We start from the raw sequence: 25,765 nt of genomic DNA, 5'->3' as shown, positions 1-25,765 counted from the left end.
GTTTTTAATTATTTAATGAAGGTGAACCATCGCTGAAAATACTCTCCTATAACAGGTATCTGATTTTCCTTTTCCTGTACGGCACCTATAAATCCATAGAGCCAAAGCACAAAGATGCCTAACCAGAATGCTGTTGAGACCATGAGCGAATCGAAATTCCCGACAACATATCCTAAAAGCCAGAACAGCAAATGAATACCGAAAGCCTGCCGGATGTGAAAGCGGGCAAAATCGTTTTTGGTTTCCAGATTCATAAAAAGTGCTATCAGTGTACCGATGAGGGTGCAATAGGCTATTATAGCCGTGGTTTTCCCGGCAGCGGCGTCTTTAACGGTCATAGGCGGTGAATTTTTGATTGGCGATAATACCGAGGGCACGACCTTTTAGCGATTCCCCGAGAAAGGCACTGTTTAATGATGAAGATAAGATATGATCCTTATCGAATGTATATTCTGATTTGGTTTCAAAAAGGGTCAGATCTGCTTCATTTCCTTCCTGAATCGAGAGGCTGTTTCCGGTAAATCTTTCTCTCCCTGCAGTCAATTTTGCCACACAGGTTTCTGCCGGCAACAAGGTGTTCAAAGCCCCGAATGCCGATTCCAGCCCTACGGTACCGTAAAGGGCATGGTCAAATTCGACTTTTTTATTTTCGATATCGATTGGTCGGTGATCGCTGGTGATAAAGTCGATGGTACCATCTTTTACCCCTTCTATAAGTGCTTTACGATCGTCTTCATTTCGAAGTGGTGGTAAAACCTTGTAACGGGTATCGAATTCTTCCAGTTTGGTATCGGTATGGAAAAGGTGATGTACCGCTGCGCTGCAGCTAACATTCAATCCTTGTTTTTTAGCATCTCTGATTAACTGAACCGATCTCGCTGTGGTAATAGTGGGAATATGGAGTTTCCCTCCGGTATAATCCAGAATAAAGAGATCTCTGCTTATTCTGAGTTCCTCGGCAAGTGCCGGGATACCCTTGAGACCGAGACGGGTAGAGGAGGCATCTTCATTTACCACACCTTTTCCTGCAATAGACAGGTCATGCGGAAATGACATGACAAGGGCATCAAAGCCCAAGGCATATTGCAGGGCAATCTTTAACAGATTCGCATTGCTAACAGGTACTTTGTAATCTCCAAAGGCAACCGCACCTGCATTTTTCATATCAAAAAGTTCAGCCAGATCGATCGCTTCACTTTTCATAGTAAGTGCACCTACCGGATATAAGGATACTCCATGAAGGCCCGAATGGCTTTTCAGGAAATTAACGGCAGCATTATGGTCAGTGACCGGGTTGGTTTCGGGATTCACGGCCACTGCGGTGAATCCGCTGAGGGCAGCGGTTCGTAAACCGTTGTTCAGTGTTTCGCGCTCTTCGTATCCCGGCTCCCCAAAACTTACACTGCTGTCAAACCAACCACTCGAAACGTGCAGATCTTCATGTTCATACACCTCGTAACCATCAGGGGTTTCAATATTCTTTTTTATCGAAGAGATCTTACCTGAAGTGATCAGGATATCTACCTTTTCCCCGTTCTGAGGATGTCCGGCTTCGATTAATTTGGCTGATTTTAAGTGAAGATTCATTTATAAAATTTTAAAACAAGCATTTCGGTTGCTAAGAATATCAATGCAAAAATAACAAACCATTTCCAAAGCGCACCTTCCCTGTAATCGTATTGTAACTGGGTAAATACACCTGCGACTGAGGTTTCAACAGACTGCGAGATAAGAGCATCTGCATCAGAGTATTCCAGGATGCTTTCGTCTCTGGGAAAATTATAGCTTATCGTTTGCAAGGGTTGATCGTCACTTGTGACGTAGAAATGACCATCGCTCTCGGGTCTCTCTTCAGTGATAACGGTAACCTTGTTGGAGAAACTTTGCTGAAGGGGTATGAAAGAAGCCTGGTCAGACTGCATGCTCAGTATTTGGTCTTCTTCCAGGGTGGTAGCCACATCAAAGGTGTTCTGTCGTCCGGTTAAGTAATATAGTCTCGGCAATTGTATACTTTGTATGCCCATATTGTAAAAAACCGGGACCACAAGGGGTGAACGCTGAAAATTACTGTTTTCCTGATTCAGGGGAGCCGTGAAGAGATAGCTTCTCTCATCAGACACCAGAAAAGGGCTGCGGTCAGAAAAATCAAGAGCCGTAATGGCAGAAGCTGAAAGCGTGTAGCTGATGCTAACCTCAGGATACTCAAAATTGTCGGTGCGCTCGTCGAATACACCATCGAATAAGGGATGGTCATAGGCAATGGAGGTAATGACTTTTACGGTCTGGCCTTTATTATCAAACACCGGGAGGCCGAGTTCGGTAAGCAACGCATTATAACTTGGCAAGTCGGGGTTCACTGAAGGAATTATAACCACTGAGGCCCCGTTTTCCTTTAATTCTACAAGCCTGTTACGAAGGGCGACTGAGATTTGCTCCGGTTCGTTCAGTATGATAAGATCTTGCCTGGAAAGTTCGTCAAAGTCGATCTTGCCCGGTTGTACGCGGGTAAAGCTGAATTCATCAGCTGTGAAGATTCTCGACAGGAAACTTACGGAATCCTTTTCGCTTATGGCTGTTACATGAATGGTTTCCGGGCTGCTGAATGAGAAAAAGAGTTCATTATCATACTTCAGGCCACTGTCTTCTATGAGCACTTTCCCTTTAAATTCCTCTGATACCGGAATGATAAAAGTGGTTTCGGCAGTAAGGCGTTCGCTCATATCAATACCGTTTTTGGCAATCAGCTGATCGCCATTGTAAAGAGAGATGGGAGTAAGCCCCGGATTCTCACCTGTTCCGGTTAATTGTACTGCCAGGCTTATATTTTCAGGAGTTCTCTGTTTGATATAAACACTGTCAATACTTATGTTGTTCCTGTTGGCAGGGATCATTCGTATAAATGAGGTACTGGCCAGAGAGTCGTTAAATCGGTTTTTTTCGCCGTGCTTATTCTGAAAATCTGAAATAAGAACGACCCTCTTGCGATCTTTTTCCTGACTGTACAGACTTTGCGCTTTCAGTTTTATGGCCTCAGGGCTAAGCTGTTTCTGGCTGTAGGGAAGATCGATCAGTTCATTCTGAATCGCAGATATGTCATTTCCCCGGTAGGTCTCTTCATTGGTAAAGACCACCACAGGTACATCTTCAGGGTAGGTGCCGATCAATTGATTGACAGCGGTGGTAAGCAATTCGCTGCCGTTTTCATCGGGTAACTGCATACTGAAGGAGTTATCGAGGTATATCACCACCGAATTTTCAGTTGCTTCATCAGCAGGAACTCCGGTATAGGGTTGAGCAAATGCGAATATGAGAGAAGCAAGCAGCCCCATGCGACAGAAGAGTACAAGCCACTTCTTCAGCTGCGAGCTTTTACGGGTCTGTATACTGATCTTTTTCAGGAAGGCTACATTGGTAAAGGGAATTTTCCTGAATTTTCGTAATTGAAACAGGTGAACCAACAGGGGAATGACCAACAAAAGCAGGGCCCACAATAGTTCAGGATGTTTAAATTGCATGGTGATCGATTAGCACTTAAAGATACTATGTTTTATCGTTCCGGTATGGTAAGAGAGGTGAAATTAAACCATTTCTTTAATCGCTCCCAGAAACCGGTATTTGGTACGGGTTCTGTATGCTCCAGCTGAGCTTTGGTGTAATCATAACCTATCTTAAACAATTCATCGGCCTTTGAGGTGTCGAAAAGCGGAAAGGAAGCAAGTCCTTCAGGCTCCAGGTATAAATCGCATAGCTTACTGATGTTTTCGGTATTGGCATTAACACTAAGCTGAAAAGTACGTGCAGCGATGTCGATAATATTTCCGAGTTTATTTACTTGCTCGACAGGACTTACATTACAACCAATAATGTAATCGACCTTATCTTTGATCGGGGCCACCGGAAGATTGGTGAAGACCCCGCCGTCGACATAGAATTCACCTTCGATATTTACCGGGGTGAAAACCACCGGTATGGAGGCCGAAGCAACCACACACCGGGACAGTCTTCCTTCTGTAAAATATCTGATTCTGGCCTTTCGAATATCTGTTGCAGCGATCACCAGAGGAACCGGTAATTCTTCCAGATTGATATTCCCAAGAGTCGACTGCAGTACTCCTTCCAGTTTATCCATATTGAAGAGGCCGGTTTTTGGCAGCTGGGGTCTGCTTATATCAAGAAAACGATGGGATTTGAGAATCTCCATCGTTTCCTCGATCGGGGTTCCGGAGGCGAGATAAGCCCCGAAGATGGCTCCGGCACTGACGCCGGAGATCACTGAGGGCCTTATCCCTTTTTCTTCCAGGGCTTTTGCAACACCCAGGTGAGCAAAACCTCTGGCCCCGCCACCGCTGAGCACAAAACCATAGCGGTATTTGGAATAATCATTCAAGGTCTTAATACTTTGCCGGTTCTCCTTCTGTTTTGGTCTTTTCGATAAAAGCTCTCAGATCGTCATTGGCCTTTTCTAGATCTTCGTTTCTGAGATACATCATATGACCGCTACGGTATCCTTCAAATGAAAGTCTTTCTTTCATCTTACCGGAGGGGTCAAGCTGCCACATGGTATATTTCGCATTGAAATAAGTGGTGGCCCCATCGTAATACCCTGACTGGAAAAGAACATTCAGGTATGGGTTTTGAGCCATCGCCTGGCGCAGGTCTTCCCTTGTGTTGTCGTCGTCGTTGTTCCACGGTCTTACAGGTCCGAACATATTGTATTTCACATCTGTCCTGAACTTCAGCACTTCCTGCGTGTAATAATTAATCGCAGGCGTGAACGAATGTAACCATGAGGTCAGCTCAGCACTGTAATCGGGTCCGTCTCCGGTTTCTTTACGATCAATTCCCAGGTACCTTGAATCCAATCTTCCAATGGTATATCCCTTATCTCTCAGAAGTTCTTTCCAGAAAAACCGGTTGGGTACAGAAAGGTGTTGCTGTAAAATGACTTCTTTCGAGATACCAGAATAATATGACATCTTCTCGGCTACAGCTTCTTTTTCTCCCTGTGAGATGAACCCACCTTTGGCCAGAGCAGGAATAAGGGTGTTTATGGTAAACTCTTCTGATTCAGGAAGGATGTCCAGCAGGTCCTTCTGTTGTAATTCTGAAGGGAGTGCCTTATGGTGCCATGCAGCAGCGGTATAATAGGGGAGGTTCATCGCTTCTGCCACCGGTCCGCCACGGCGTAAGACCGTATAATCAGCCGGCGATACCATGATCACCCCATTGAGATACATCCACTGGCTGTTTTGTAATTCCAGTGCAAGTCCGGCCACCCGTGTGCCCCCATAGCTTTCACCGATAATATATTTAGGTGAACGCCAGCGATTGTTTCGGGTTACAAAAGTATTGATCCATTCTGCCAGGTATTTGATATCAGGCCGTATCCCGAAGAACTTCTCCCTGTCCGGGTACTTACCTTCTTTATCTGCGATCATTCTCGAATATCCGGTATTGACAGGGTTCACGAAAACGATATCTGCCACATCCAATATGGAGTGGGGATTATCTTTTATTCCGTAAGGCTGTATCGGATATCCTTCCTCATCTATTTTCAGCACTTTCGGACCTGTATAGGCAATGTGCATCCAGACAGAACCTGAACCGGGGCCTCCGTTAAAGGAAATGATAAGCGGTCTTTCTGTACGATCCTTCACATCGGTGCGATAATAATAAGTGTGGAAAAGGGTTGCAATGGGCTTTCCGTCCTCATCCCATACAGGAAGAGTACCGGTAGCTGCGTTGTATTTGACACTGTTTCCCTTGATATTGACCTCATGACTGGTAACAACCATGGTGTCAACAGGAATTTTTCGTTCCTGCGCGCCCAGCAGACCCGTACATAAGAATGCCAGAACGAGCGTAAATAAAGTATGCTTCATATGTTTTTGATTTTATTCTCAGCTAAAAATAACCAATTATGCGGCATTTCATGAGTGCTGCGATGATTATGATTTCCGGCAAAACACTTATGTGCTGAAGGTCAATTGATTACAGTTGTATGAGATTTGAAAACATCGACAGAATATGCTCTTACAATCAGGAATGAGTCTAAATACTAACCTCGGCTTAACGTTTTAACATTAGAATAAGCTTTACATAATGTATTGACTAAAACCCCTTAACACCCTTTAGGGGGAGGTGACATAATTTTGGCAGCATAAAACCAAAAAACTAATCAAATGACTTTGAATGTTACCAATTTTATGAAAGCCGGGCTGTTGCTAACAGCAGGTTTAATGGTGCTCAGCTGTAGCCCTGAAGACGGTGTTGATGGCCGTGACGGTCGTGACGGTATTGACGGTCTTGACGGACAGGACGGAGCCGACGGGAAAGATTTTGAACCCCAACCGACCATTTTCGAGAATAAATCAGGATTTGATCCCCTGGTAGCCATTGCACCCCAATTCAATTATGTAAAAGCTTTTTCACTGGTCAGTACACCTGATATCATCGGAGAGGATTTTCAGCTTGCGGGTTCAGCAGACGGAGCCGGTTTTTTGAAAGATGGTGACGGGTATATGTACGTGGTGAACTGTGAAGACAGCTATGCCGTAGCCCGCATTCGTTTCGATGAATTTATGAATCCGGTCTCAGGAGACTACCTTCTGAATTCAGGAGTAGCAGACTACGCGCGCCAATGTTCCGGTACTATGTGGGAAGCAGCCGTTCACGGAGGATCTAAGGACCTGTTCCTTTCTGCCTCAGAAAGTATTAATTACGATGTAAAGGGTATCGATCCTTTTGTAGAAAACCCTAGGCCGAATGCTGATTTTGGCCTTGATGCCTTAGGTGAGTTTTCGTGGGAGAATGCCGTTCCGCTTCCTCAAAATGCCTATGCCGGGAAAACCGTGATTATTGGAGGTGATGATGATTCTTCAGGTTCTGAAGGGCAGGTAACCCTTTATTACTCAGAAAACGGAGATGATGACCTGGAGAACGGGAAGATCTATGTATTACGTCTGAAGCAGGTTTCAGATGGTAACGGGGGTGTTACTGATGCTACTGCCAATACTACTTATACCGAAGAACATCTCGATTTCGGAAGTACCTATGATGTGGAATTTGTTGAGATTCCTAACGGAAAGGACCTGACCAAGGAAGAAATGGAAAATGCTTCAGAAGCGGTTTTTGCTTCTCATTTTATGAGGGTAGAAGATGTTGACTATCAAAAAGGAAGCGATGCTAACGGAAGAAATGTCTACTTCGCCGTAACCGGAAGAGGGCCCGGGCGCGGTACTTATAACGACTGGGGCACTGTTTACAGGCTTCAGCTGGATGCCGATGCTCCGTTGACGGGCAAGCTTACCCAGGTGGTAAGCGGAAATACCGACACCAATAATATGGACGGAAACCTGCCTTTGCTGCAAAGTCCCGATAATATCTGTGTTACTGAAAACTTTGTTTACATACAGGAAGATCCGAACAGTTTCAGCAGAGGTCATGCTGCGTACATCTACCAGACAGACCTGAATGGCAATAACGCTCAGAAGGTGCTTGAGCTGGTAGTAAGACAAGACCTGGCTAATGATTTCAGTACCGGCTTCAGCGGTGAATTCGGGTCTCTTGTAGATATCAGCGATAAAATCGGTCAGCCCGATACCTTCGTTCTGGCTCTGCAGCCGCATTACTGGGAAGATGAAAGTTTTAAAAGTCTTGACGGGCACGATTTCTCATCAGTTTATGAAGACGACCAGGCATCACAGATCGTGATCCTGCAGGGGTTACCCCGCTAGGTGACTCACCACCACCAACCAATCAACCAACCAGGGATCCCCGTATGATACGGGGATCTCTTTATTAAAAGAAATCGTCATGAATAAAGCCTATTTACTGTTACTGCTATCTGTTCTCATCGCGGGATGCCGAAATAATCCTCAGACTATGCTGGGTCCCGATTGGACTGCGGCACACGACTACTACCAATCCAGCCTCGAACAGGCAATTAAAGATCTTGAAAGCCTTGAAAAGATGACTGCAAGTCATTCGAATTCCAGGGAGCTCTTTCATCGGGTAAGAATAAATTTTAAGCGGGCAGAGCCTTTTATAGCTTATCTGAACCCGGAGGTAGGACATCGTGTAAACGGACCGGCACTGCCTGTTTTCAAGGAAGATAATCTCAGAACCATGCCTCCCGTCGGACTTCAAAAAATAGAGGAAAGTATCTATGAAGGCATCGATGATGATCGGTTATTCAGGCATGAGGTATTTGTGACCAGAGGTTTGATGCAGAACCTGCTGAGGCAGGTAAAAAAGAGAGAAGTCAATGCTGAGCGTTTTTTTATAAGCACACATCAGCAATTATTGCGTATCATCACACATGGCATTACGGGATTTGATACCCCGGTAAGTCAGGCCGGAATAACCGAATCTGCCGAATCGTTGCGTTCTCTAAATGATGTTTACAGTGCCAGCCTTTCGCCTTTAATGGAAGAGAAAGATCCTGAACTTGATGGTAAACTAAAAGAAACTATCGCCAGGGCAGTCACATATCTTGAAAAATCAGACGATTTTGAAAATTTCGATCGTTATGAATTCATAAGGGAATATATGAACCCTCTAACTCGTAGTTGGGTAGAGATGAGAAAGCGTTCAGGATTATGGAAAGGAAGAGATGACTTTCCTTTTAATTTTGACGCACCAACTTTCTTTGAGAGCAATTCGTTTAACCTGAAGTATTTTACGCCTGCAAGAAATGCTGATCCAAACGAAAAACAGATTGCCCTTGGAGAAAAACTCTTTTTCGAAAAGAACTTATCACAAGACGGAAAGATGTCTTGTGCCACCTGTCACCTCCCGTCGAAAGCGTGGACCGACCAACTGAGGGTCAATTTTGATAATCGCGGAGAGCTTCTTCAAAGAAATACTCCAACGCTGGTGAATGCTGCATTTCAGCAAAATTTCTTCTGGGACGGAAGGGCCGAAAATATTATCGATCAGGTGGGGATGGTATTTACCAACGAAAAGGAATTCGACACTCCTGTACATCGTTTTTCTGATGAAATTCTTAAGGATACCGCTTATATCAGATTATTCGAAGAAGCCTATGGAGGGGTATCTGCGAGAAACACAGAGGTGGTAAAGGCTATAGCTTCCTACATAAGTACCCTGAACGGATTCAATTCAAAGTTTGATCGTAATATCAGGGGTGAAGCTGATACTTACACCGAACTGGAAAAGAAGGGCTTCAATCTGTTTACCGGAAAAGCTCTTTGTGCTACCTGTCATTTCATACCCCTGACCAACGGAACGGTACCGCCTTTTTATAAGGAAACCGAAAAAGAGGTGATAGGAGTGCCGGCTACTGCAGCGAATAACAGTCTTGATACCGATCTCGGGTTTTTCTGGAAATTCGAACAGCCGATACATAAGGGTATGTTCAAAACCCCAGGCGTAAGAAATGTGGCATTGACGGCACCTTACATGCACAATGGGGTCTATGACAGCCTTGAACAGGTAGTTGATTTTTACAATCAGGGTGGGGGAGCCGGACTGGGAATGGACCTGCCTCATCAAACCCTTCCCTTTGATAAACTTGACTTAACCGAAGAAGAACAAAAGGCCCTGGTGGCATTTATGAAATCCCTCACAGACGTGCCGGTAAAGCAATTGTAAAGCCTGTTGTCAGAACTTTTCAAATACCCCGAGACCGAAGAGTGCAAAATCATAAACTACCGGATCTTCGGGGTTTAATTTTCTCAGGGCCTTATCAAGTTCAATCACTGCCTTGGCATCGTTCTGTTTGCGCTTGAGAAGACCTAGCTTTCGTGCAACCTTACCTGAATGCACGTCAAGCGGACAAGACAGCTGTGAAGGGGAAAGGGAGTTCCAAATACCAAGGTCGACGCCCTTGTCATCCTTTCTTACCATCCACCTGAGAAACATATTGATTCGCTTGGCAGCTGATCCCCTTACGGGGTCTGAGATGTGTTTACGCGTTCTGGGGAGGTGTTCCTTTTCAAAAAATATGGCTTTAAATGTACTGATCGCCGGCTGGAGGTTTTGACCTGAGGCTGCAGAGGCAAATACGGTTTCAAGGCCTCCATGCTCCCGGTAAATATGCTGAAGACTTTGAGCGAACTGTATGAAATCATAACCGTTAAAGGTGCGGTGCACAAAAGGTACAAGCTTCTGAAGCTCATCGTCTGTGTGGTTGGAAATAAAATCAAAGGGAGCTCCATCCATCAGCTCCATCATTTTTTTAGCATTATTGATAATGCTGGTTCGGTTTCCCCAGGCGATGGTAGCTGCCAGGAATCCGGAGATCTCTATATCTTCCTTCTGAGAAAAGGAGCGGGGTATCTGAATAGGATCAGTATCAATAAAATCCGGACGGTTGTAAAAATCGGCTTTTTGGTCTAAAAATAACTTTAAATCCTTCCCCTTGGGTATTGACATATTGGCAACCTTTTTATTGTTCGATCAGCCCATCGACCATAACCAGTTTTCTGTCGGCCATATCAGCCAGTTCGCGGTTATGAGTAACGATGACAAAGGTTTGTCCGAACTGCTCTCTCAGATCGAAGAACAGGCGGTGCAGTTTTTCAGCTCCCTCAGAATCAAGGTTACCACTGGGCTCGTCTGCGAACACCACATCGGGTTTATTCATCAGGGCCCTGGCAACGGCTACCCGTTGTTGTTCCCCTCCTGAAAGGGCATCTGGCTTGTGATCTATTCTGTTTGCCAACCCCAGGAACTCCAAAAGTTCTTTTGCACGAGCCTCTGCTTCAGCTTTGCTTTTCTTTTGAATATAAGCCGGGAGGCAAACATTCTCAAGGGCTGTAAACTCAGGGAGCAACTGGTGGAACTGAAAAATGAAACCTATATGGTCATTCCTGAATCTCGCCAGCTGTTTATCATTGAGTCTGTTTACTTCCTGTTTGTTGATACGTATGGAACAACCGGCAGGGTCATCGGGTTTATCAAGAGTGCCTAAAATTTGTAAAAGCGTTGTTTTACCGGCTCCTGAAGCACCTACAATAGAGACGATTTCTCCTTTCCCGATGTTGATGTCAACACCCTTTAAAACTTCTAAATCGCCGTACGACTTATGTATATTAGTGGCTTGGATCATGTAGTATGTAATAGCCCGTGAAAATAAGCAAACCCTGAGTATTAAACAAAAGGCATGTTTTTTGAAATACCCTTGTTGATTGCACGACTAAAAGCGGCCTGGTTTAAGGGAATTGCCAATACTTAGTTAAAAAGACTTATAATGTTTATCAATTTGATAAATTTGTTAAACAAAACTGGAAAAATGCTATGAAGGAAGAAAGCAATTTAAGAACAGCCTTACTGGCCGGCGGCTGCTTTTGGTGCACTGAGGCGGTTTTCGAACGCCTGGAAGGAGTGCACGAAGTGGTCTCGGGATATACGGGCGGAAGCATAAAGAATCCTGCTTACCGGGAGATATGTACCGGAAGAACGGGACATGCCGAGGGAGTTAAAATCACCTATGATCCTGATGTGATAAGCTTCAGGGGTTTACTCGAAATCTTTTTTGCCACGCATGATCCGACCACATTGAACAGGCAGGGCAATGACATCGGAAGTCAGTACCGTTCAGCGATATTTTATCATACCGAGGAGGAACGCCGGCAGGCCCGTTCATTCATAGAGATGTTGGAGGAGGAGCGCATCTTTAACGGTAAGATCGTAACAGAACTAAGTCCTGCGGGTCCGTTTTATCCTGCTGAAGACTTCCACCAGGATTATTATAAACACAACAGATCACAGCCTTACTGCCAGGTGATCATCGATCCTAAATTGGAAAAACTACGTACCTTATACAAATCAAAACTAAAGAACACCACTAATGCCGTATAAAACCTTCGAAGAATACAATATCAAAATAACCGATGAAGTAAGAAATCGGTACAAGCAAATCATAGAGGAACTCGGAGAAGACACTGAAAGGGAAGGACTCGTAAAGACGCCGGAAAGAGCGGCAAAAGCCATGCAGTTTCTTACCCAGGGATATTATCAGGATGCTTCTGCCATATTGAAGAGCGCCATGTTTCGTGAAGATTACAACGAGATGGTAATCGTTAAAGACATCGAATTATATTCCTTATGTGAGCATCATATGCTTCCTTTTTTTGGAAAGGCTCACATCGCCTACATTCCTGATGGATATATTGTGGGTTTGAGCAAGTTGCCTCGTATTGTAGATGTTTTTGCCCGTCGTCTGCAGGTTCAGGAGCGCCTTACCCATGACATACTTGAATGTATCAATAAGACGCTAAAACCAAAAGGGGTGGCTGTGGTAATCGAAGCTTCTCATATGTGTATGATGATGCGCGGTGTTCAAAAGCAGAATTCGGTAACCACCACTTCAGGTTTCAGAGGACAATTCGAGAAGCAGGAAACCCGTAATGAGTTCCTGAAATTGATCAGCTCAGATCTCGGATAGACTGTTCACAGGGTTTTTAAATACCCCCTGCTTTTTTTACATTTGATAAATGGATTCTAAAAGAAAAAAATACTCCCTCCTTGTACTGGGAATCCTTTTCGACCTGGTAGGAATGGCTTCTTACCTCTATCCCGGAATAGGAGAGTTTGCAGATTTTCTTTGGGCCCCCGTAGCAGGCTGGCTTATGACCAGAATGTACAAAAGCAGAAAAGGGCAGATAGCCGGGATAGTCAGTTTTGTTGAAGAATTGGTGCCTGGTTTGGATATCATTCCCACTTTTACCCTGATGTGGTTTTATACCTATGTTTTCAGTAAAAAGACCGCCAAAGCGGCAACTACATAAAAAAATCCCCATTTCGCCGGGAAATGGGGATCTTCTTTTTTATGCTTTCCGGGAGTTAGTTGATGATGATATTAAAATCGGCTTCAACGTCGGTTTCTCCGCCGAAATCTCCACGCGTATTTCCTGTTTTACTTACCGGCTCATGAATCAGGTATACGCGAACCACACCCGCAGTTGTTCCTGATCCTGTCCATACGGTACGAATCCCCACGGGATTATTACTGCTGTCTTCGAAATCATCTGTAGCGGGATCGATTTCCAGGCTTGCGTTTGCAATCTCGTAGAAAACCTGGTGCTCATCGGCCTCTGCAATGACCTCCTCGGTGATGTTTTCCACATCGCTGGGGGTAGAGGCATCGAAAAATCCGACTTCGACCTCGTATGAACTACCGCTGTTTATGGTAATGTTTGGAGCGGCTTCGCCCACATTCCAAACCACGCTTTGGGTGGTTCCGGTACCGACTTCTGTCAGGTCAAGAGTTACCTGAGTGATCAGCTCTTCTTCGTTGATTACCTCAGGGGTATCGTCATCTGAACAGGAGGTGAACAGGCTTGTTCCAAGGAACATAAGTGCTAATAATTTGCTGTTTTTCATAGTGATTGAATTTAATTAATAGGTGAATTTAATTTGTAATTGAACGTTTCTTCCGAGATCATCTGCATAATATCGCAATCGGTTCAGATAATCACGGTAGTTTGTATCGAACAGGTTGGTAGCGATCAATCCGAGTGTGAGATCGCTGTTATTCCCCAGTTCAAAACGGGTCCTGGCGTCGATACCCAGTAGGTGATAGGCATCGGGAGGAGTACTGATATCTACTTCCTTCTCAACCAGTGAGCCGTTTTCAATAACTTCTATAGTAAAATTGTTATCAGGAAATTCATTTTGACGGAATACATAATCACTTGTCAGGTTAATGCTCAGATCTTTCCATGATCTTTTGGTGAAGCTCAGGGTTGTGCTGGTATTCACTGCAGGAATATCGATCAGAGCTCTGTTCTGACCTACATCTTTGGCCTTCAGAAAGGCGGTTTTATTCGACAGACTCCAGTGTTCGTTAAAGCTATAGGCGGCATCGAGATCAACCCCTAAAAACCGGGCATTGGTCTGTTTATAAGACCAAACCGGGAAAGCTCCGCGTATGGTTTGCTCAGCTCCGGTAGGTTCAAGAAATATGTAATCATTGATATAATTCAGGTAGGGAGCCACACTGAAGGAAAGTTTTCCAATATTCTTTTCCACTGTCAGAGAAACTTTATGAGAAACTTCCTGATCTATTCTCAGGTCGCCAAGCTCGATGGTCGCGTTGGAGTGGTGCAGACCGTCGCTGAAAAGTTCCGACGGGTTGGGGGCTCTTTGTGAGAGGGTATAGTTCAGAGAAAGCTGCCCTTCATTAGAAAAATGATACCGGGCTCCTGCTGAGGCTGCCAGGTTATGGTAATCAAAAACGGGGTTTGTTAGCAATTGGTCTCCGAGGTCTTCAATGATGATCCCTGCAAAATCACTTTGGTAATTTTGCTGGTTCCAACGGCTGGTCTCATAAAATTTAAGGGCATCCATTCTTACAAAATCGTAACGCCCTCCGGCTTCCAGGAGAAGGTCTGAACTCAGGTTCCACAATCCGGTGAGATACACTCCCGCTTCGTATTTTTCGTAATCGGGTATGAGTCTTCGCACCCCTGTGTCAGGATCGGGAAAGTTCTCCTGATACCTGAGAAGTATCCCGGTTTTCATATGTACGTTCCTTCCGGAATCAAAATCGAGGTCGGCCATGAATGTATGAGTGGTCAGCTCCAGATCGATCGAAGGTTTATTGCTGTCATCACCCCTTCTGATATCGAACTCCAGGCGATTGTTCTGTTGATAATCATATTGTAATTCCAGTTTGCCAAGGCCGCTGAACCTCTTGAAGAAATCCAGCTTGAACAGGCGGTGTATCACCCGTTGACGAGGAGCATTGATATCATAAGAGAAAGGATCGATTCTCAGTGGCTGATCGCTGTTGATAGCTCTTTCCAGGTCTTGGAGGTTCCCTATATGAGACGCTCTTAAAATGCCGATCTTGTTATCAAAGTAAGAATAGTTGGCAGAAAACCCGTATGTGAACTTATTCAAACCGGTTCGAATGGAGAAGTTTTTTTCGTAAAAACCGGTATTGGTCAGGTAATAATCGGGAGATCTGAAATCACCGTAGCGATTGAGGGTTCCCTGCAGGTTCACGAACCAGCCATTGTCGTAGCTTTTGGTGATCTGACTGGTCAATCCGCCACCGCGTCCATTGCTGGCTCCTGTGAGTATGGTCTTTCCATAGATCGAATCGTTCATATTTATTCTCCCGGGTTCAACCACGATTGTGCCTCCTACAGCATCACCTCCATATTGAAGAGCTGCTGCTCCCTTGATCACAGAAATACGACCTGCCGTATTCACATCTATGTTTGGAGCATGGTCGATACCCCATTCCTGGTCTTGAAGGCGGGTTCCGTTATTCATAATGATAATACGACTGCTGTGCAGGCCTTGAATAACGGGTTTGACGATGGTACTTCCCGTACTCAGAGATGAGACGCCGCTCACTTCCTTAAGAGCCTGCCCCAGGTTTCCTGCACTGTACTTTTCGATGGTTTCGGTTTTCAATACGGCTTCCTGGGCCGTACGGGTTTCGGTATCAAGAGACTCCCCGGTAACAACGACCTCTCCAAGCTCCTCCAGATGGTGCTCCAGCCTGATCTCTGTATAGCTGTTTCCTTCGATCATGACTTCCTTAATAATGGTTTTGCAAAGGGGATGGGAGACCTGCAGGCTGAGTTTTCCATTGCACACCCCGTCTATGGTAAATTTCCCGTAAAAATCGGTAACGGCCTGTTTGTCGGTTCCTATGGCAATAACCACAGCCCCGACAAGTGGATCACCGTCGTGAAAATCTACCACATCTCCGATCAGGATGGCATCGCAATCCTGTGCGTATAGGGTTAATCCTGTCAACATACTGATGACAGATAACAAAATTGATCTCATAAAAGTTAAAGGGTTTCCGGTTCGGAATTATTAATTGTCAGCGCAGATCAGGTTAGATCATCCGACAGGGGGAGGGCGACTGAAAAGTCTGTTCTCAGTGGATTTGCGTACAAAGAAAAAACGATGGAAGGTCTTTTCAATAGAAACTATAGTCGTGAGCGGCTGTGAGAGGTAATCCTGTTCTCCTTCATGATCGCAAGGAGTCACGGCTTGAATAACCGCATATTCACAGACAAAACATTGTTCCGTACCATCTTCATCGGAAGGATGCGTAAAGCCATGAACTCCTGCTGTTTTAGTGAAAATAAACAGCAACAGGAGCAATGAAGCATAAAACCGAATGGTTGGTACAGTTTTCATCACTACAAACCTATGTATTTAAACGGTTTGTAAATGTTAAAAAAAAACAAATTATTTTTTATTCACAATGAATCCGAGGCCAAGTCGGGAAAGCATTTTCTTTTCGAAATCCCAAAAGAAAGCAAATTGACCGAACACCCAGCCGAAGAACACCAGAAGAATCTGGTAAAGTGGAAAAATAGCCAGAATACGCACCGGCCAGTATACCCATGGGGAAGCGCTGTCGGCATGCAGCCCGAATAATTCGGTTACGGGCGTGGCGAACTTCGCAGCAGTTGATCCGGTAATGGCAAAAACGATAAAAATGATGACTAATTGGAAGTTGGATTCAACTCCCCAGCGTGCTTTCAATTTTTTCATCTGATCAAATTTCGCTGCAAAGATAATCAATTAATTCTAGGTAAAAAGGGCCCCAGGCGTTGATTGTATTTACGTTGAAAATACAGGAAGTAATTGTATAACTGGTAGTTAACCTCGTATCCGTAATCGATTGACGGGTCGTAATTTATGGGCCACAGGTACAGGTCGGTATTGTAGATGGTGGGTTGGGTTGCCCTGATATTCCAGTTTGTCACATAGACATCGTTCCTGTTTTCCATGAATTCCTTAGAATAATAACCCCTGGGTTGTGCGATACTGTTTAACCAGGCGTAAAACCCCGGCTCTATTATGGTTATCTCATACTCGACACTATCGTTTGCAATAGTGACGGTATCCTGCTCCTTGCTCCGGAAAATTTCTTTTTCTTTCTCACTGATGGCCAGATCTGCAGAATCGGCATTCACAGCGCTTTTCTGTGTATCACAGCCTATGATGATGACTAACAGTAAGAGGATTATTGTTTGTATGTATTTCATTTGATTAATTGCTGTTTATTATAATATACGAATCATTTGGAAGAGGATCAATAATAATGCCATATAAGCTCTTGATTTTCAATGAAAATAGAGTCTGCCAACAGGTGGTTGATGAAAGCGCTAAGATGGAGTAGTGTGCATAGATGTAATTACCAGTGGGCTGATATTTAAAGATAGATCAAAATCAGGGCTATTTTCTGGTAATGATAAGATTAGCCAATAAAAAAGGCCGTCTTAAAACCGACGGCCTCCCAACTTTTTAAATAAAGGAATACTTACTTTTTAAGCAGGCTAACGATCTGGTCGGCGAGTTCCAGTCCGATTCGATCCTGGGCCTCTTTGGTGGCAGCACCAATATGAGGAGTAAGAGATACCTTATTATTCATAAGTACCTTGATCGCCGGGTTTGGCTCGTTTTCAAAAACATCCAGACCTGCAAATCCGACCTTTCCTTTTTCAAGGGCTTCAAGCAGGGCTTCCTCATCAACTACTCCGCCACGGGCAGCATTGATGATACCTACACCTTCTTTAGCGATTTCAAGTTCCTTTTTACCGATCACGTAATCTTTTTGTGCAGGAACGTGTACACTGATAAAATCAGCTTGTTTCAGCAGATCTTCCTTACTGATGGTGTCGATCTTGAAGGTCATCGATCTTCCGTCAAAGAAATGCAGTGGGATGTCGATGCTTTCTATAAAAGGATCATAGGCAACCACCTTCATTCCCACACCAATCGCGATCTTGGCTGTTTCTTGACCGATTCGGCCAATACCAATAATACCAAGGGTTTTTCCGCGTAATTCGGTTCCGCCGGCATATGATTTCTTCAACTGTCCGAATTTGCTTTCTCCCTCAAGAGGCATATTTCGGTTGGCATCAAAAAGATAGCGTACCCCGCCATACAGGTGGGCAAACACCAACTCTGCCACAGAAGCCGATGAAGCTGCGGGAGTGTTGATCACATGCAGGCCCTTTTCTTTGGCATATTCCACATCGATATTATCCATTCCGACCCCGCCGCGACCGATCAGTTTCAGATCAGGACAGGCATCTATCAGGTCTTTTCTCACTTTGGTGGCACTGCGAACAAGCAGGGCGTCTACGTTGTTTTCATTGATATAATTGGCCAGTTGCTCCTGGGCAACCTTGGTGGTGATCACTTCAAATCCGGCATCTTCCAGCGCTTTTATTCCACTGGCAGAAATTCCGTCATTAGCTAAAACTTTCATGTAAAAAATATTTCTGATGTTATGATTTATGCTTGTTTTTCAAGTTCCTGCATGACCGAAACCAAGGCCTCGACACTTTCCAGGGGTAGGGCATTGTACATGGAAGCCCGATAGCCTCCTACGCTTCTATGGCCATTAATTCCGTTTAAACCGGCTTCTTTAGCCATGGTATCAAATTTCGGCTTAAGGCTTTCATCGGTCAGGTTGAAGGTCGCGTTCATGACCGAACGGTCTTCTGTTGCAGCAAAACCTTTGAAAAGAGGGTTTCTGTCTATTTCATTATAGATGAGAGAAGCTTTTTCATCGTTCTTCTTTTCGATAGCAGCGATACCTCCCAGGTTTTTCAGCCATTGAAGGGTCAACATAGAGGTGTAGACAGCGAAAACCGGAGGGGTGTTGAACATGCTCTCTTTTTCGATATGAACCCGGTAATCAAGCATGGATGGGATGGTCCTGCTAACTTTTCCGAGAATGGATTCTTTAACCACCACAAGAACAGTACCTGCAGGGCCCATATTCTTTTGAGCACCGGCGTAGATCAGCGAAAACTTACTGAAATCAAGTTCCCTTGAAAAAATGTCTGAGCTCATATCGCAAATCATGGGGATTTCTGTATCAGGAAAATCCTTGATCTGTGTCCCGAAAATAGTATTATTCGAGGTGCAGTGAAAATAATCGGCATCTTTGGGTATGGAATAACCCTTTGGGATATAATTGAAATTTTTGTCTTTCGAGCTTGCCACCTCTACTATGTCACCAAATAATTTTGCCTCTTTAATGGCCTTTGATGACCAGGTTCCTGTATTTAGGTAAGCGGCTTTGTTTTCCAGCAGATTATAGGCGACATTCAGGAATTGCTGGCTGGCGCCTCCCTGAAGAAACAGGGCTTTGTAACCTTTTCCCTGCAGGCCGAGCAGCTCAATGGCAAGGTCCATGGCTTCTTCCATGACGGCTACGAAATCTTTTGAGCGGTGTGAGATCTCTATCAGGGACAAGCCTGATCCGTTAAAATCGATGATGGCTTCAGAGGCTTTTTTAAAGACCTCCTGCGGAAGAATGCAGGGTCCTGCGCTAAAGTTGTGTTTTTTCATAAAATCGAGGTCGGTTTTGTGTTTACTCTCATCTACAAATTTGGTAATAAATATGGGAATAGCGGTGTAAGAAATTCATAATTTTCACCCTGTTTTCCGTTCCGGTATTGACAGATTTTTATCAGAAACCGACGACAATCGAATTAAATGAAATCTTTAACAGAATTATTGAGTTTTAAGAAATAAAAAAATCCGGAGATTTGAAAAGCTCCCCGGATCTGTTTACAGGTAACATAAAAAGAGTTCTGTTCATTACTGTTCGTTTTTGAGATCGATGGTCATGGTTTTCTTTTCCTTGCCTCTGACCAGACTAACCTGATATTCCCTTTTAATCAGTTCATCATTCTTAAAGAAGCTCTGGTACTGATTTTTTTCAAGGCTCCATCCGTCATGATCTTCGAATACCATTTCGCGAATTGATAAGGGAAGAACAACATCTTTGTAACGTTCCCTGCAGCTTACAATTTTACCGTCATGGTTAAAATTGGTATACATACTTCCGTTTGAACAGGTGAACTCAGCAAATGTCAAAGGCCTGGCCGAAATCCTGTACTGGGCATTTCTGAAAAGGTCGTACATGGCAGCCTGTAGCTGAACCTCCTTGGCTACCTCAGGAGTGTAATCATCGTTCACAAGGCGAAGGAATTGGTCGTTTATTGCTGAGACGGTTACATCCTCCAGCTCTACTGCCGTTTCCTGTGCATAGATCGCTCCTGTTAACAGGAAAGCGATAACTGCTGTCATTAAAGTCTTCATAATAATTGGTTTTTTGATTAATAAATGATTGAGAAACAAAGTTGCGATATTAAGTAAGTGCCTGCATATCAATTAAGTTGATTATCATTGCAGACATAAACTAAGGACTTCAAGATTTTATTGAAACCTTTAAATTATGTTGCTTTTGTGAAAAAGTACTTATGAAGTATAGCCTATTTACAAGCTCAGCGCATACTCTGCCTTCAACTAAAAAATAATCTCAGTCTATGACAGGTTTCCTGATTGTTTCAGGTCTTCTGGCATAATCAGGAAAATTCATGCTGTCGAGCAGCGCATTGTAATCAGGATCATTTTTCAGGAAACGAAGCTGAGGCTCTTGTGCCAGCCATGTCATTTCGACCTCTCTTCTCTTATACGATTTTTGTAACCAATCAATGGTAAGCTCTCGGTTACCTTTATAAGCATAGTATAAAGCGAGAAACCAGCCCGGGCTTCCGGGTTGTTTCATTTCAAAGCGCGTTCTAAGTTCTTCTATTATCTTCCGAACGTCGAGATGATCACCATTTCGGTCTGATAGTATGGCTTTTAACCATAAAATAATAGACGGTCTTTCTACGAAGGTCTGGTAAAAATCATCTACCGCGATCTGCATTTTATCGTAGGCGCCTAAATAATAATAGGTTTTCGATGATTCCCTGAGAAAATTAATATCGTCTTTATGAAGTTCGTAATTGTTATCAAGTATCATGGTGGCTGTTTGATCATTTCCCTCAAGGTAATAGGTAAGGGCCAGGATGGCATAATTGGTAGATAAATTAGGGTTAACCTTTAAAGAGTTCTCAAGAGCTCTCTTTGTATCCTCGAAATATCCCAGTTTATAGGCTACATCAAAATTAAATTTTTCCAGTTTGATCTGATTCATAGCGGGGAATTCATCAGATATTGCATCAACCTTCAGGTCAAAATAAAAACTACCCTCTTTCAGAAGGACCAGGATATCTGTAAAATCAGGGTTGAGGGACAATGCCTCGTAAGCATATTTTTTGGCATTCAACCAACTTTCTTCCTGAGTGGCATAGGCCCATATAAATCCGCCATACATCCAGGCATAGGCCAGATCTCGATAGGCTTGTAAATAATCAGGATCTTCCTCTACGGCCTTTTTAAGTAGTTGTATCCCGTTCTCCCATCCGCTTTTGGTGAACTTAGTGGTCTGATAGATGCCTCTGGCTCTTAAGTCATAAGCCTTGGAAGAAGGGGTTTCAGGGATTCTTCTTTCGTCAGGAAACATTGGGGATTGTTGATATTCCTGATCTTGATTTAAAGCAATAAGAACACTGGAAGTGATGATATTTTGCATTTCGAAGGTTTCTTCAGGTTTCCAGTCTATAATGAATTGATCTGTCCAAAATACATGGTTCGATTCAGGGTGTATGAATTCCAGTGAAAATTTCAGTTGATCACCAGCCTTTTCAACGCTACCGTGCAAAATATTTTCAACCTTAAGACTGTTGGCTATTCGGCTGATATCTAACAGAGAATCTTTATAAGCCATGACATAGCCGATGGGAGCGACTCTTTCAAAGTATCCTGTTTGAACTAGTTCGGTAATCAATGCATTGGTGATCCCGTATGCGATGTATTCATGATCTTCTTCCCCGGTCCAGTTCTTCAGGGGTAATACCGCAATGGATTTATTCATGTTTATCTCAGAAGAAACGGCAGAACCCGGGATGTCGGTCTGATTTTGTTCTGAGCTGTATTTGTGTACAAGTAAAAGAATCGATGCCAGGGTAAGCGCTGAAATAACCGCTATGACTATTTCTGGCAGCCTCAAAATAGCCAGACTGGAATTGTTACCTTTTTCTAAGGGACTTTTCCTTAGAATTTCTTTTACCTCTTTGGGGTGGTGGGTAGCCTCTCCGGGGGTAAAGCCATATTTTTGTTTAAAACAAGTGTTAAAGTAGGTCGGACTGCTGAATCCGACTTTGTAAGCAACTTCAGAAGCGGTCAGATTTCCCTGGGAAAGGTATTCAAGAGATTTCTTCAGGCGAATATCCCTCACGAACGCAGTTACAGATTTTCCGGTATGCTTTTTTATTTTGCGGTATAATTCAGACCGACACATACCTGAGAGTTGGGCAAAAGTTTCCACGTTAAATTCTTCCCTGTCCAGATTCTCGTTTACAATTCTTGAAAGGGTTTTTATTAAGACATCAGATTGCATGGAAACCGGCCGATTACCCATAGCGATAGATTTTTGATTGATGAACCTTAAAGTTACTGAAAATTTGCTTAAAATCGGCCCTGATAAGCTTCTAATACACTGTAAATCAATAGTTTTGATGAGTTCCTGTTTTAGAATTATAGCTGAAAATTCTTTAAAACGCAGCTCACAAAATTCAACCTGATCAGATCAAGATTTATTAACTAAAGGGAATTATTATTAGAAACGAATCTTCGTGCGGTTCTCGGGAAATTCATGCTGTCAAGTAATGCGATATAACGCGGGTGATTTCCGACTATTTCAAGTAAGGGTTCCTGAGCCAGCCAGGTCATTTCAACCTCTCTCGCTTTGTAAGATCGTTGCAACCATACCAAGGTTTCGGTTATATTATTGTTATGAGCATAATAGAGTGCCAAAAACCAGGCCGGACTACCTGATTCTTTATCCAGATATGCTTGACGCAAGGCACCGATAACCTGATCTCTTTCAAGAGGATTTCGGTTGTTATCGGCGCTAATTGCCTTCAGGAACTGTATGGCAGGAGGACGTTCTTCGAAGGTAGCGTAGAAAGTGTCTACTGCGTGACTCATTTTCGAGTAATCACCTAACAAAAAATATACCTTTGCAGCTTCTCTTAAAAAGTCGATCTGATCTTTGCCAAACTCAAAATTTTCATCGATTAATTTTCTTGCTTTTTCTTCCTCTCCTGACAGGAGGTAATTGATGGCCAGGTAGGCTTTATTTGCCGAAAGGGTAGGGTCTAATTCCAAAGATCTTTCCAATACCGCGATAGACCTGTGATACTGGCCCATTTTTTTGGCGAAATCGTTTATATGATCTTCGAGCCTTATTTCCTTCAGACGGGGATAGTCTCTGTGATCAGGATCAGAGTTTAATTCAAAATAAAAATAACCCTCCTTTAATAGAATCAGGAACTCTTCATTATCGGGATTATATGTCATGGCCTTGGCCAGGTATTTTTTTAAATTCCTCCAGGCGACATCTTGCTTGCAATAAGCCCAGATCAGTCCTCCGTATTTCCAGGCATAGGCCAGATCGCGATATGCCTGGTAATAATCAGGATCTTCTTCTATGGCCTTTTCATATAAGGCTATCCCGTTTTTCCACCCGCGCTTTGTAAATTTGCTAACCTGAAACAGGGCTCTGGTTCTTAGCTCGTAGGCCTTAGCGGAGGTTGTTTCAGGCAGATAGGGCTCAGGCACCCAAAAATCTCGCGCATATTTTTTTGCTCCCAGCGATTTGATCACCTCCTCAGCTATATGTTTCTGCATGGCAAAAGTTTCATCCGGCTCCCAATCGATGATATAATCGTGGGTCCACTGTATCTCTTCCGTGGAAGGAATTACTGACTGAACAGAAAACTTCAGTTTATTCCCTGATTGTTCCAGGCTTCCCTGAAGAATGTTTGCTACTCCAAGCTTTTCTGAAATTTCCCGACTGCTGGTAACAGAATCTTTAAGGCTTAAAACATTATGCATGGAAGAGATATTTTCAAAATAACCGGTTCGGCTCAACTCAGAAATTATTGCATTGGTTGCACCATAACAGATATAATCGAGCTTTTCATTCCCTGTCCAGTTCTTTATGGGTAATACCGCAATCGACCGGTTATTGATATTTTGCGAAACCGCTTCGCTTACCGGTAATGACTTATTCGGAGCTTTTAGGTTATACCAGGCTCCCAAAGGCAGAATGATGATAGCTACCCACCACCATAGGTGTTCCCATGGAGTTGATCGAATGGTCACTGTATGAGGAGCGCTTACTTCTTCGTGACAGAGTAGTTCATCGACCTCCATTTCATGTAATACAGTTTCTCCCGGGGTGAAACCATACTTGTCTTTAAAGCACTTATTAAAATATGTCGGACTGTGAAACCCTACCATATAAGATACCTCACAGACGGTGAATTGTCTGGTTCTTAAATATTCAAGGGCCTTTTTCAAACGGATATCCCGTATAAATTCAGTTACCGATTTTCCGGTAGACTTCTTAATTTTTCGATATAAGCCTGACCTGCACATTCCCGATAATCGGGCGAAGGTATGTACATCAAAATCTTCACGATCCAAATTCTCAATTACAATCCTGGAGAGTTTGTCAATAATGGGGTTTGACGATATGGAAACTGAAACAGTATCCATAATGATTATTTTTTGATCAGATGACTATTAAAGTTACTGAAAATCAGACGTTAAAACCACATTTAAAATAGCAAATTAAGGTCATTGCACCGTATAATTCAAAAAGCTATAACTTAACAGGAAATTGACTTCGGAGAGTCTGTGAATACTCAGAATTCTTCTTGGAGGAATTCTGACATGAATGGATTTTGGGCTTTAATACACTTCGAATTACAGATCACTCATGCATAATGTTCTCAAATACATTATAGCAGGATTCTGTTGATTTACACGCTTAAAAGAAATCGAACCACATCAACCCCATCTGCATAATCTTTTAATCCGGGTTGCTGGGTTTGCCCGAAGGCCACCTCTCCCTCGATAAAGTCATTACTGACCACGCACTGTATCTTATCAGCATCTTGTCTGATCTTTTCTTTGAGGCTGTTCTTATCTGTGTAAGTTTCGTAAAAGACACTGGCGATGGGTGAGGCATATGACTCATCTTCCTTCAGCATCAAAAATCCGTTCTCAGTGAGAGAGAAGAGGCTCATGAGGTAGACGGCCTTATTGTAGTCGTAATTATTGGCATATTTATCTTCTTCGATGAGATACCTGAATTTATAAACAGCCTGAAAAAGAGGATCGAAGTCATACCCTTCCGGTACAAAGAGTTTTGATACACTGCGGCAACCCAGGCCATAATACCTGAAGATGTCTTCTCCGAGTGCTTCCAGCTGTTCTGCAGATTCGCTTCCGTCGAGCACGGCTACAGAATTGCGGTTCTTTCTGATGATATTGGGTTTACTTCCGAAGTAATATTCAAAATATCTGGCGGTATTATCGCTTCCCGTCGCAATAACGGCATCGAAATCCTTGAGGTTCTCCTTTTGTATAATTATACGCTTCCTGAAGGGAGGGTATACTTCCTGCAGATACTCCAAAAGTACCGGAAGCAGCTTTTCATCATTTGATGAAGGTTTGATAAGCGCTGTATTACCGGTAATAAGCACACATAAAAGATCATGAAACCCCACCAGAGGAATGTTTCCGGCCATGATCAGGGCCACCTTTTTAGGCTCTGAATCTTCCAGCAAGTAAGATGACATCCATGATTTGAGTTCTTTTTCGGTTAAAACCGAAGACCATGATTTCAAGGCGTGCGCCACATTTTCACGGGTAAACCAGGAGTTGGCGTGGAAGGCAGCTTCTATTGCCTGGTCAAAACGTTCAAAGAATTCGTCGTTAGCAGCAATATCATCGGTTTTCTCAGGAGTTGGTTGTGAAAATTGCGACATAAATTTCCCCAATCTGACAAAAGCTTCTATTCTGCCGTGAATATCATCCATAAATTTGCGTATATATA

At 43.5% G+C, this 25,765-nt stretch carries 23 protein-coding genes; 5 read left to right on the top strand and 18 right to left on the bottom strand.

Features of this window, described 5'->3' with window-relative positions:
- Window positions 1–8: 8 nt before the first annotated feature.
- From K7R10_RS01330 to K7R10_RS01310, 5 genes are read right to left on the bottom strand one after another with little or no spacing between them, the layout of a single operon-like run.
- On the bottom strand, window positions 9–338 hold the full coding sequence (locus K7R10_RS01330) for a DUF4870 domain-containing protein (RefSeq protein WP_224482881.1): 330 nt from the start codon (window positions 336–338) through the stop codon (window positions 9–11).
- Window positions 328–1,587 carry a dihydroorotase gene (locus tag K7R10_RS01325; protein ID WP_224482880.1) on the bottom strand — a complete coding sequence of 420 codons (1,260 nt, stop codon included), beginning with the start codon at window positions 1,585–1,587 and terminating at the stop codon, window positions 328–330. The genes K7R10_RS01330 and K7R10_RS01325 overlap by 11 nt, the downstream gene beginning before the upstream one ends.
- Window positions 1,584–3,515 carry a BatA domain-containing protein gene (locus K7R10_RS01320; protein WP_224482879.1) on the bottom strand — a complete coding sequence of 644 codons (1,932 nt, stop codon included), beginning with the start codon at window positions 3,513–3,515 and terminating at the stop codon, window positions 1,584–1,586. The genes K7R10_RS01325 and K7R10_RS01320 overlap by 4 nt, the downstream gene beginning before the upstream one ends.
- A 32-nt stretch (window positions 3,516–3,547) precedes the next feature.
- Entirely contained in the window at window positions 3,548–4,387 is an 840-nt protein-coding gene (locus tag K7R10_RS01315) for a patatin-like phospholipase family protein (protein WP_224482878.1), read from the bottom strand.
- A 4-nt stretch (window positions 4,388–4,391) separates the two neighbouring features.
- Window positions 4,392–5,882, bottom strand: a complete 1,491-nt coding sequence (locus K7R10_RS01310) for a S10 family peptidase (protein ID WP_224482877.1) — start codon at window positions 5,880–5,882, stop codon at window positions 4,392–4,394.
- A 300-nt stretch (window positions 5,883–6,182) separates the two neighbouring features.
- On the opposite strand from K7R10_RS01310, the gene K7R10_RS01305 reads away from it, so the two are divergent.
- Window positions 6,183–7,736 carry a PhoX family protein gene (locus K7R10_RS01305; protein ID WP_224482876.1) on the top strand — a complete coding sequence of 518 codons (1,554 nt, stop codon included), beginning with the start codon at window positions 6,183–6,185 and terminating at the stop codon, window positions 7,734–7,736.
- A 79-nt stretch (window positions 7,737–7,815) separates the two neighbouring features.
- Window positions 7,816–9,615, top strand: a complete 1,800-nt coding sequence (locus K7R10_RS01300; protein WP_224482875.1) for a cytochrome-c peroxidase — start codon at window positions 7,816–7,818, stop codon at window positions 9,613–9,615.
- Window positions 9,616–9,624: 9 nt separating this feature from the next.
- Here K7R10_RS01300 and K7R10_RS01295 read toward each other — a convergent pair whose 3' ends face one another.
- Entirely contained in the window at window positions 9,625–10,398 is a 774-nt protein-coding gene (locus K7R10_RS01295) for a TIGR02757 family protein (protein ID WP_224482874.1), read from the bottom strand.
- 13 nt (window positions 10,399–10,411) lie between these two features.
- Window positions 10,412–11,074 (bottom strand): ABC transporter ATP-binding protein, encoded by a 663-nt coding sequence (locus K7R10_RS01290; RefSeq protein ID WP_224482873.1) that lies wholly within the window; start codon window positions 11,072–11,074, stop codon window positions 10,412–10,414.
- Window positions 11,075–11,262: 188 nt separating this feature from the next.
- Here K7R10_RS01290 and msrA point away from each other — a divergent pair, with 188 nt between their 5' ends.
- From msrA to K7R10_RS01275, 3 genes are read left to right on the top strand one after another with little or no spacing between them, the layout of a single operon-like run.
- Window positions 11,263–11,826 (top strand): peptide-methionine (S)-S-oxide reductase MsrA, encoded by a 564-nt coding sequence (gene msrA, locus K7R10_RS01285; RefSeq protein ID WP_224482872.1) that lies wholly within the window; start codon window positions 11,263–11,265, stop codon window positions 11,824–11,826.
- Window positions 11,816–12,412, top strand: a complete 597-nt coding sequence (gene folE, locus K7R10_RS01280) for a GTP cyclohydrolase I FolE (RefSeq protein WP_224482871.1) — start codon at window positions 11,816–11,818, stop codon at window positions 12,410–12,412. Before msrA ends, folE begins: the two co-directional genes overlap by 11 nt.
- A gap of 49 nt (window positions 12,413–12,461) precedes the next feature.
- The gene (locus tag K7R10_RS01275) at window positions 12,462–12,755 is read left to right on the top strand and encodes a hypothetical protein (protein WP_224482870.1); all 294 of its coding nucleotides are present in this window, start codon (window positions 12,462–12,464) and stop codon (window positions 12,753–12,755) included.
- Window positions 12,756–12,810: 55 nt separating this feature from the next.
- Here the strand turns inward: K7R10_RS01275 and K7R10_RS01270 are convergent, their stop codons facing one another.
- The 11 genes from K7R10_RS01270 to K7R10_RS01220 all read right to left on the bottom strand — a co-directional run bounded on the left by K7R10_RS01270 (window position 12,811) and on the right by K7R10_RS01220 (window position 25,748).
- A complete protein-coding gene (locus tag K7R10_RS01270; protein ID WP_224482869.1) occupies window positions 12,811–13,350 on the bottom strand; it encodes a type 1 periplasmic binding fold superfamily protein in 540 nt (179 codons plus the stop codon).
- Between the two features lie 15 nt (window positions 13,351–13,365).
- The gene (locus tag K7R10_RS01265; protein WP_224482868.1) at window positions 13,366–15,774 is read right to left on the bottom strand and encodes a TonB-dependent receptor; all 2,409 of its coding nucleotides are present in this window, start codon (window positions 15,772–15,774) and stop codon (window positions 13,366–13,368) included.
- A gap of 57 nt (window positions 15,775–15,831) precedes the next feature.
- A complete protein-coding gene (locus tag K7R10_RS01260) occupies window positions 15,832–16,134 on the bottom strand; it encodes a hypothetical protein (RefSeq protein ID WP_224482867.1) in 303 nt (100 codons plus the stop codon).
- A gap of 51 nt (window positions 16,135–16,185) precedes the next feature.
- Window positions 16,186–16,494: a DUF6787 family protein gene (locus tag K7R10_RS01255; RefSeq protein ID WP_224482866.1), complete on the bottom strand. Its 309-nt coding sequence runs from the start codon at window positions 16,492–16,494 to the stop codon at window positions 16,186–16,188.
- Between the two features lie 26 nt (window positions 16,495–16,520).
- Window positions 16,521–16,991, bottom strand: coding sequence for a DUF6146 family protein (locus tag K7R10_RS01250; RefSeq protein WP_224482865.1), 471 nt, complete (start codon window positions 16,989–16,991; stop codon window positions 16,521–16,523).
- A gap of 275 nt (window positions 16,992–17,266) precedes the next feature.
- Window positions 17,267–18,220 (bottom strand): D-2-hydroxyacid dehydrogenase, encoded by a 954-nt coding sequence (locus tag K7R10_RS01245; protein WP_224482864.1) that lies wholly within the window; start codon window positions 18,218–18,220, stop codon window positions 17,267–17,269.
- Window positions 18,221–18,246: 26 nt separating this feature from the next.
- Window positions 18,247–19,311: a 3-phosphoserine/phosphohydroxythreonine transaminase gene (serC, locus tag K7R10_RS01240; protein ID WP_224482863.1), complete on the bottom strand. Its 1,065-nt coding sequence runs from the start codon at window positions 19,309–19,311 to the stop codon at window positions 18,247–18,249.
- Window positions 19,312–19,563: 252 nt separating this feature from the next.
- Entirely contained in the window at window positions 19,564–20,067 is a 504-nt protein-coding gene (locus K7R10_RS01235; protein ID WP_224482862.1) for a hypothetical protein, read from the bottom strand.
- Window positions 20,068–20,287: 220 nt separating this feature from the next.
- Entirely contained in the window at window positions 20,288–22,276 is a 1,989-nt protein-coding gene (locus K7R10_RS01230) for a helix-turn-helix domain-containing protein (protein ID WP_224482861.1), read from the bottom strand.
- Window positions 22,277–22,458: 182 nt separating this feature from the next.
- On the bottom strand, window positions 22,459–24,420 hold the full coding sequence (locus K7R10_RS01225) for a helix-turn-helix domain-containing protein (RefSeq protein WP_224482860.1): 1,962 nt from the start codon (window positions 24,418–24,420) through the stop codon (window positions 22,459–22,461).
- A 266-nt stretch (window positions 24,421–24,686) separates the two neighbouring features.
- Entirely contained in the window at window positions 24,687–25,748 is a 1,062-nt protein-coding gene (locus tag K7R10_RS01220) for an acyl-CoA reductase (RefSeq protein ID WP_224482859.1), read from the bottom strand.
- Window positions 25,749–25,765 lie beyond the last annotated feature (17 nt).

It is taken from the genome of Robertkochia aurantiaca, assembly GCF_020166495.1.
GTDB classification, from domain to species: domain Bacteria; phylum Bacteroidota; class Bacteroidia; order Flavobacteriales; family Flavobacteriaceae; genus Robertkochia; species Robertkochia aurantiaca.
Note: the sequence above shows the minus strand (reverse complement) of the source record. Positions and strands in the feature narration are given on the sequence as shown.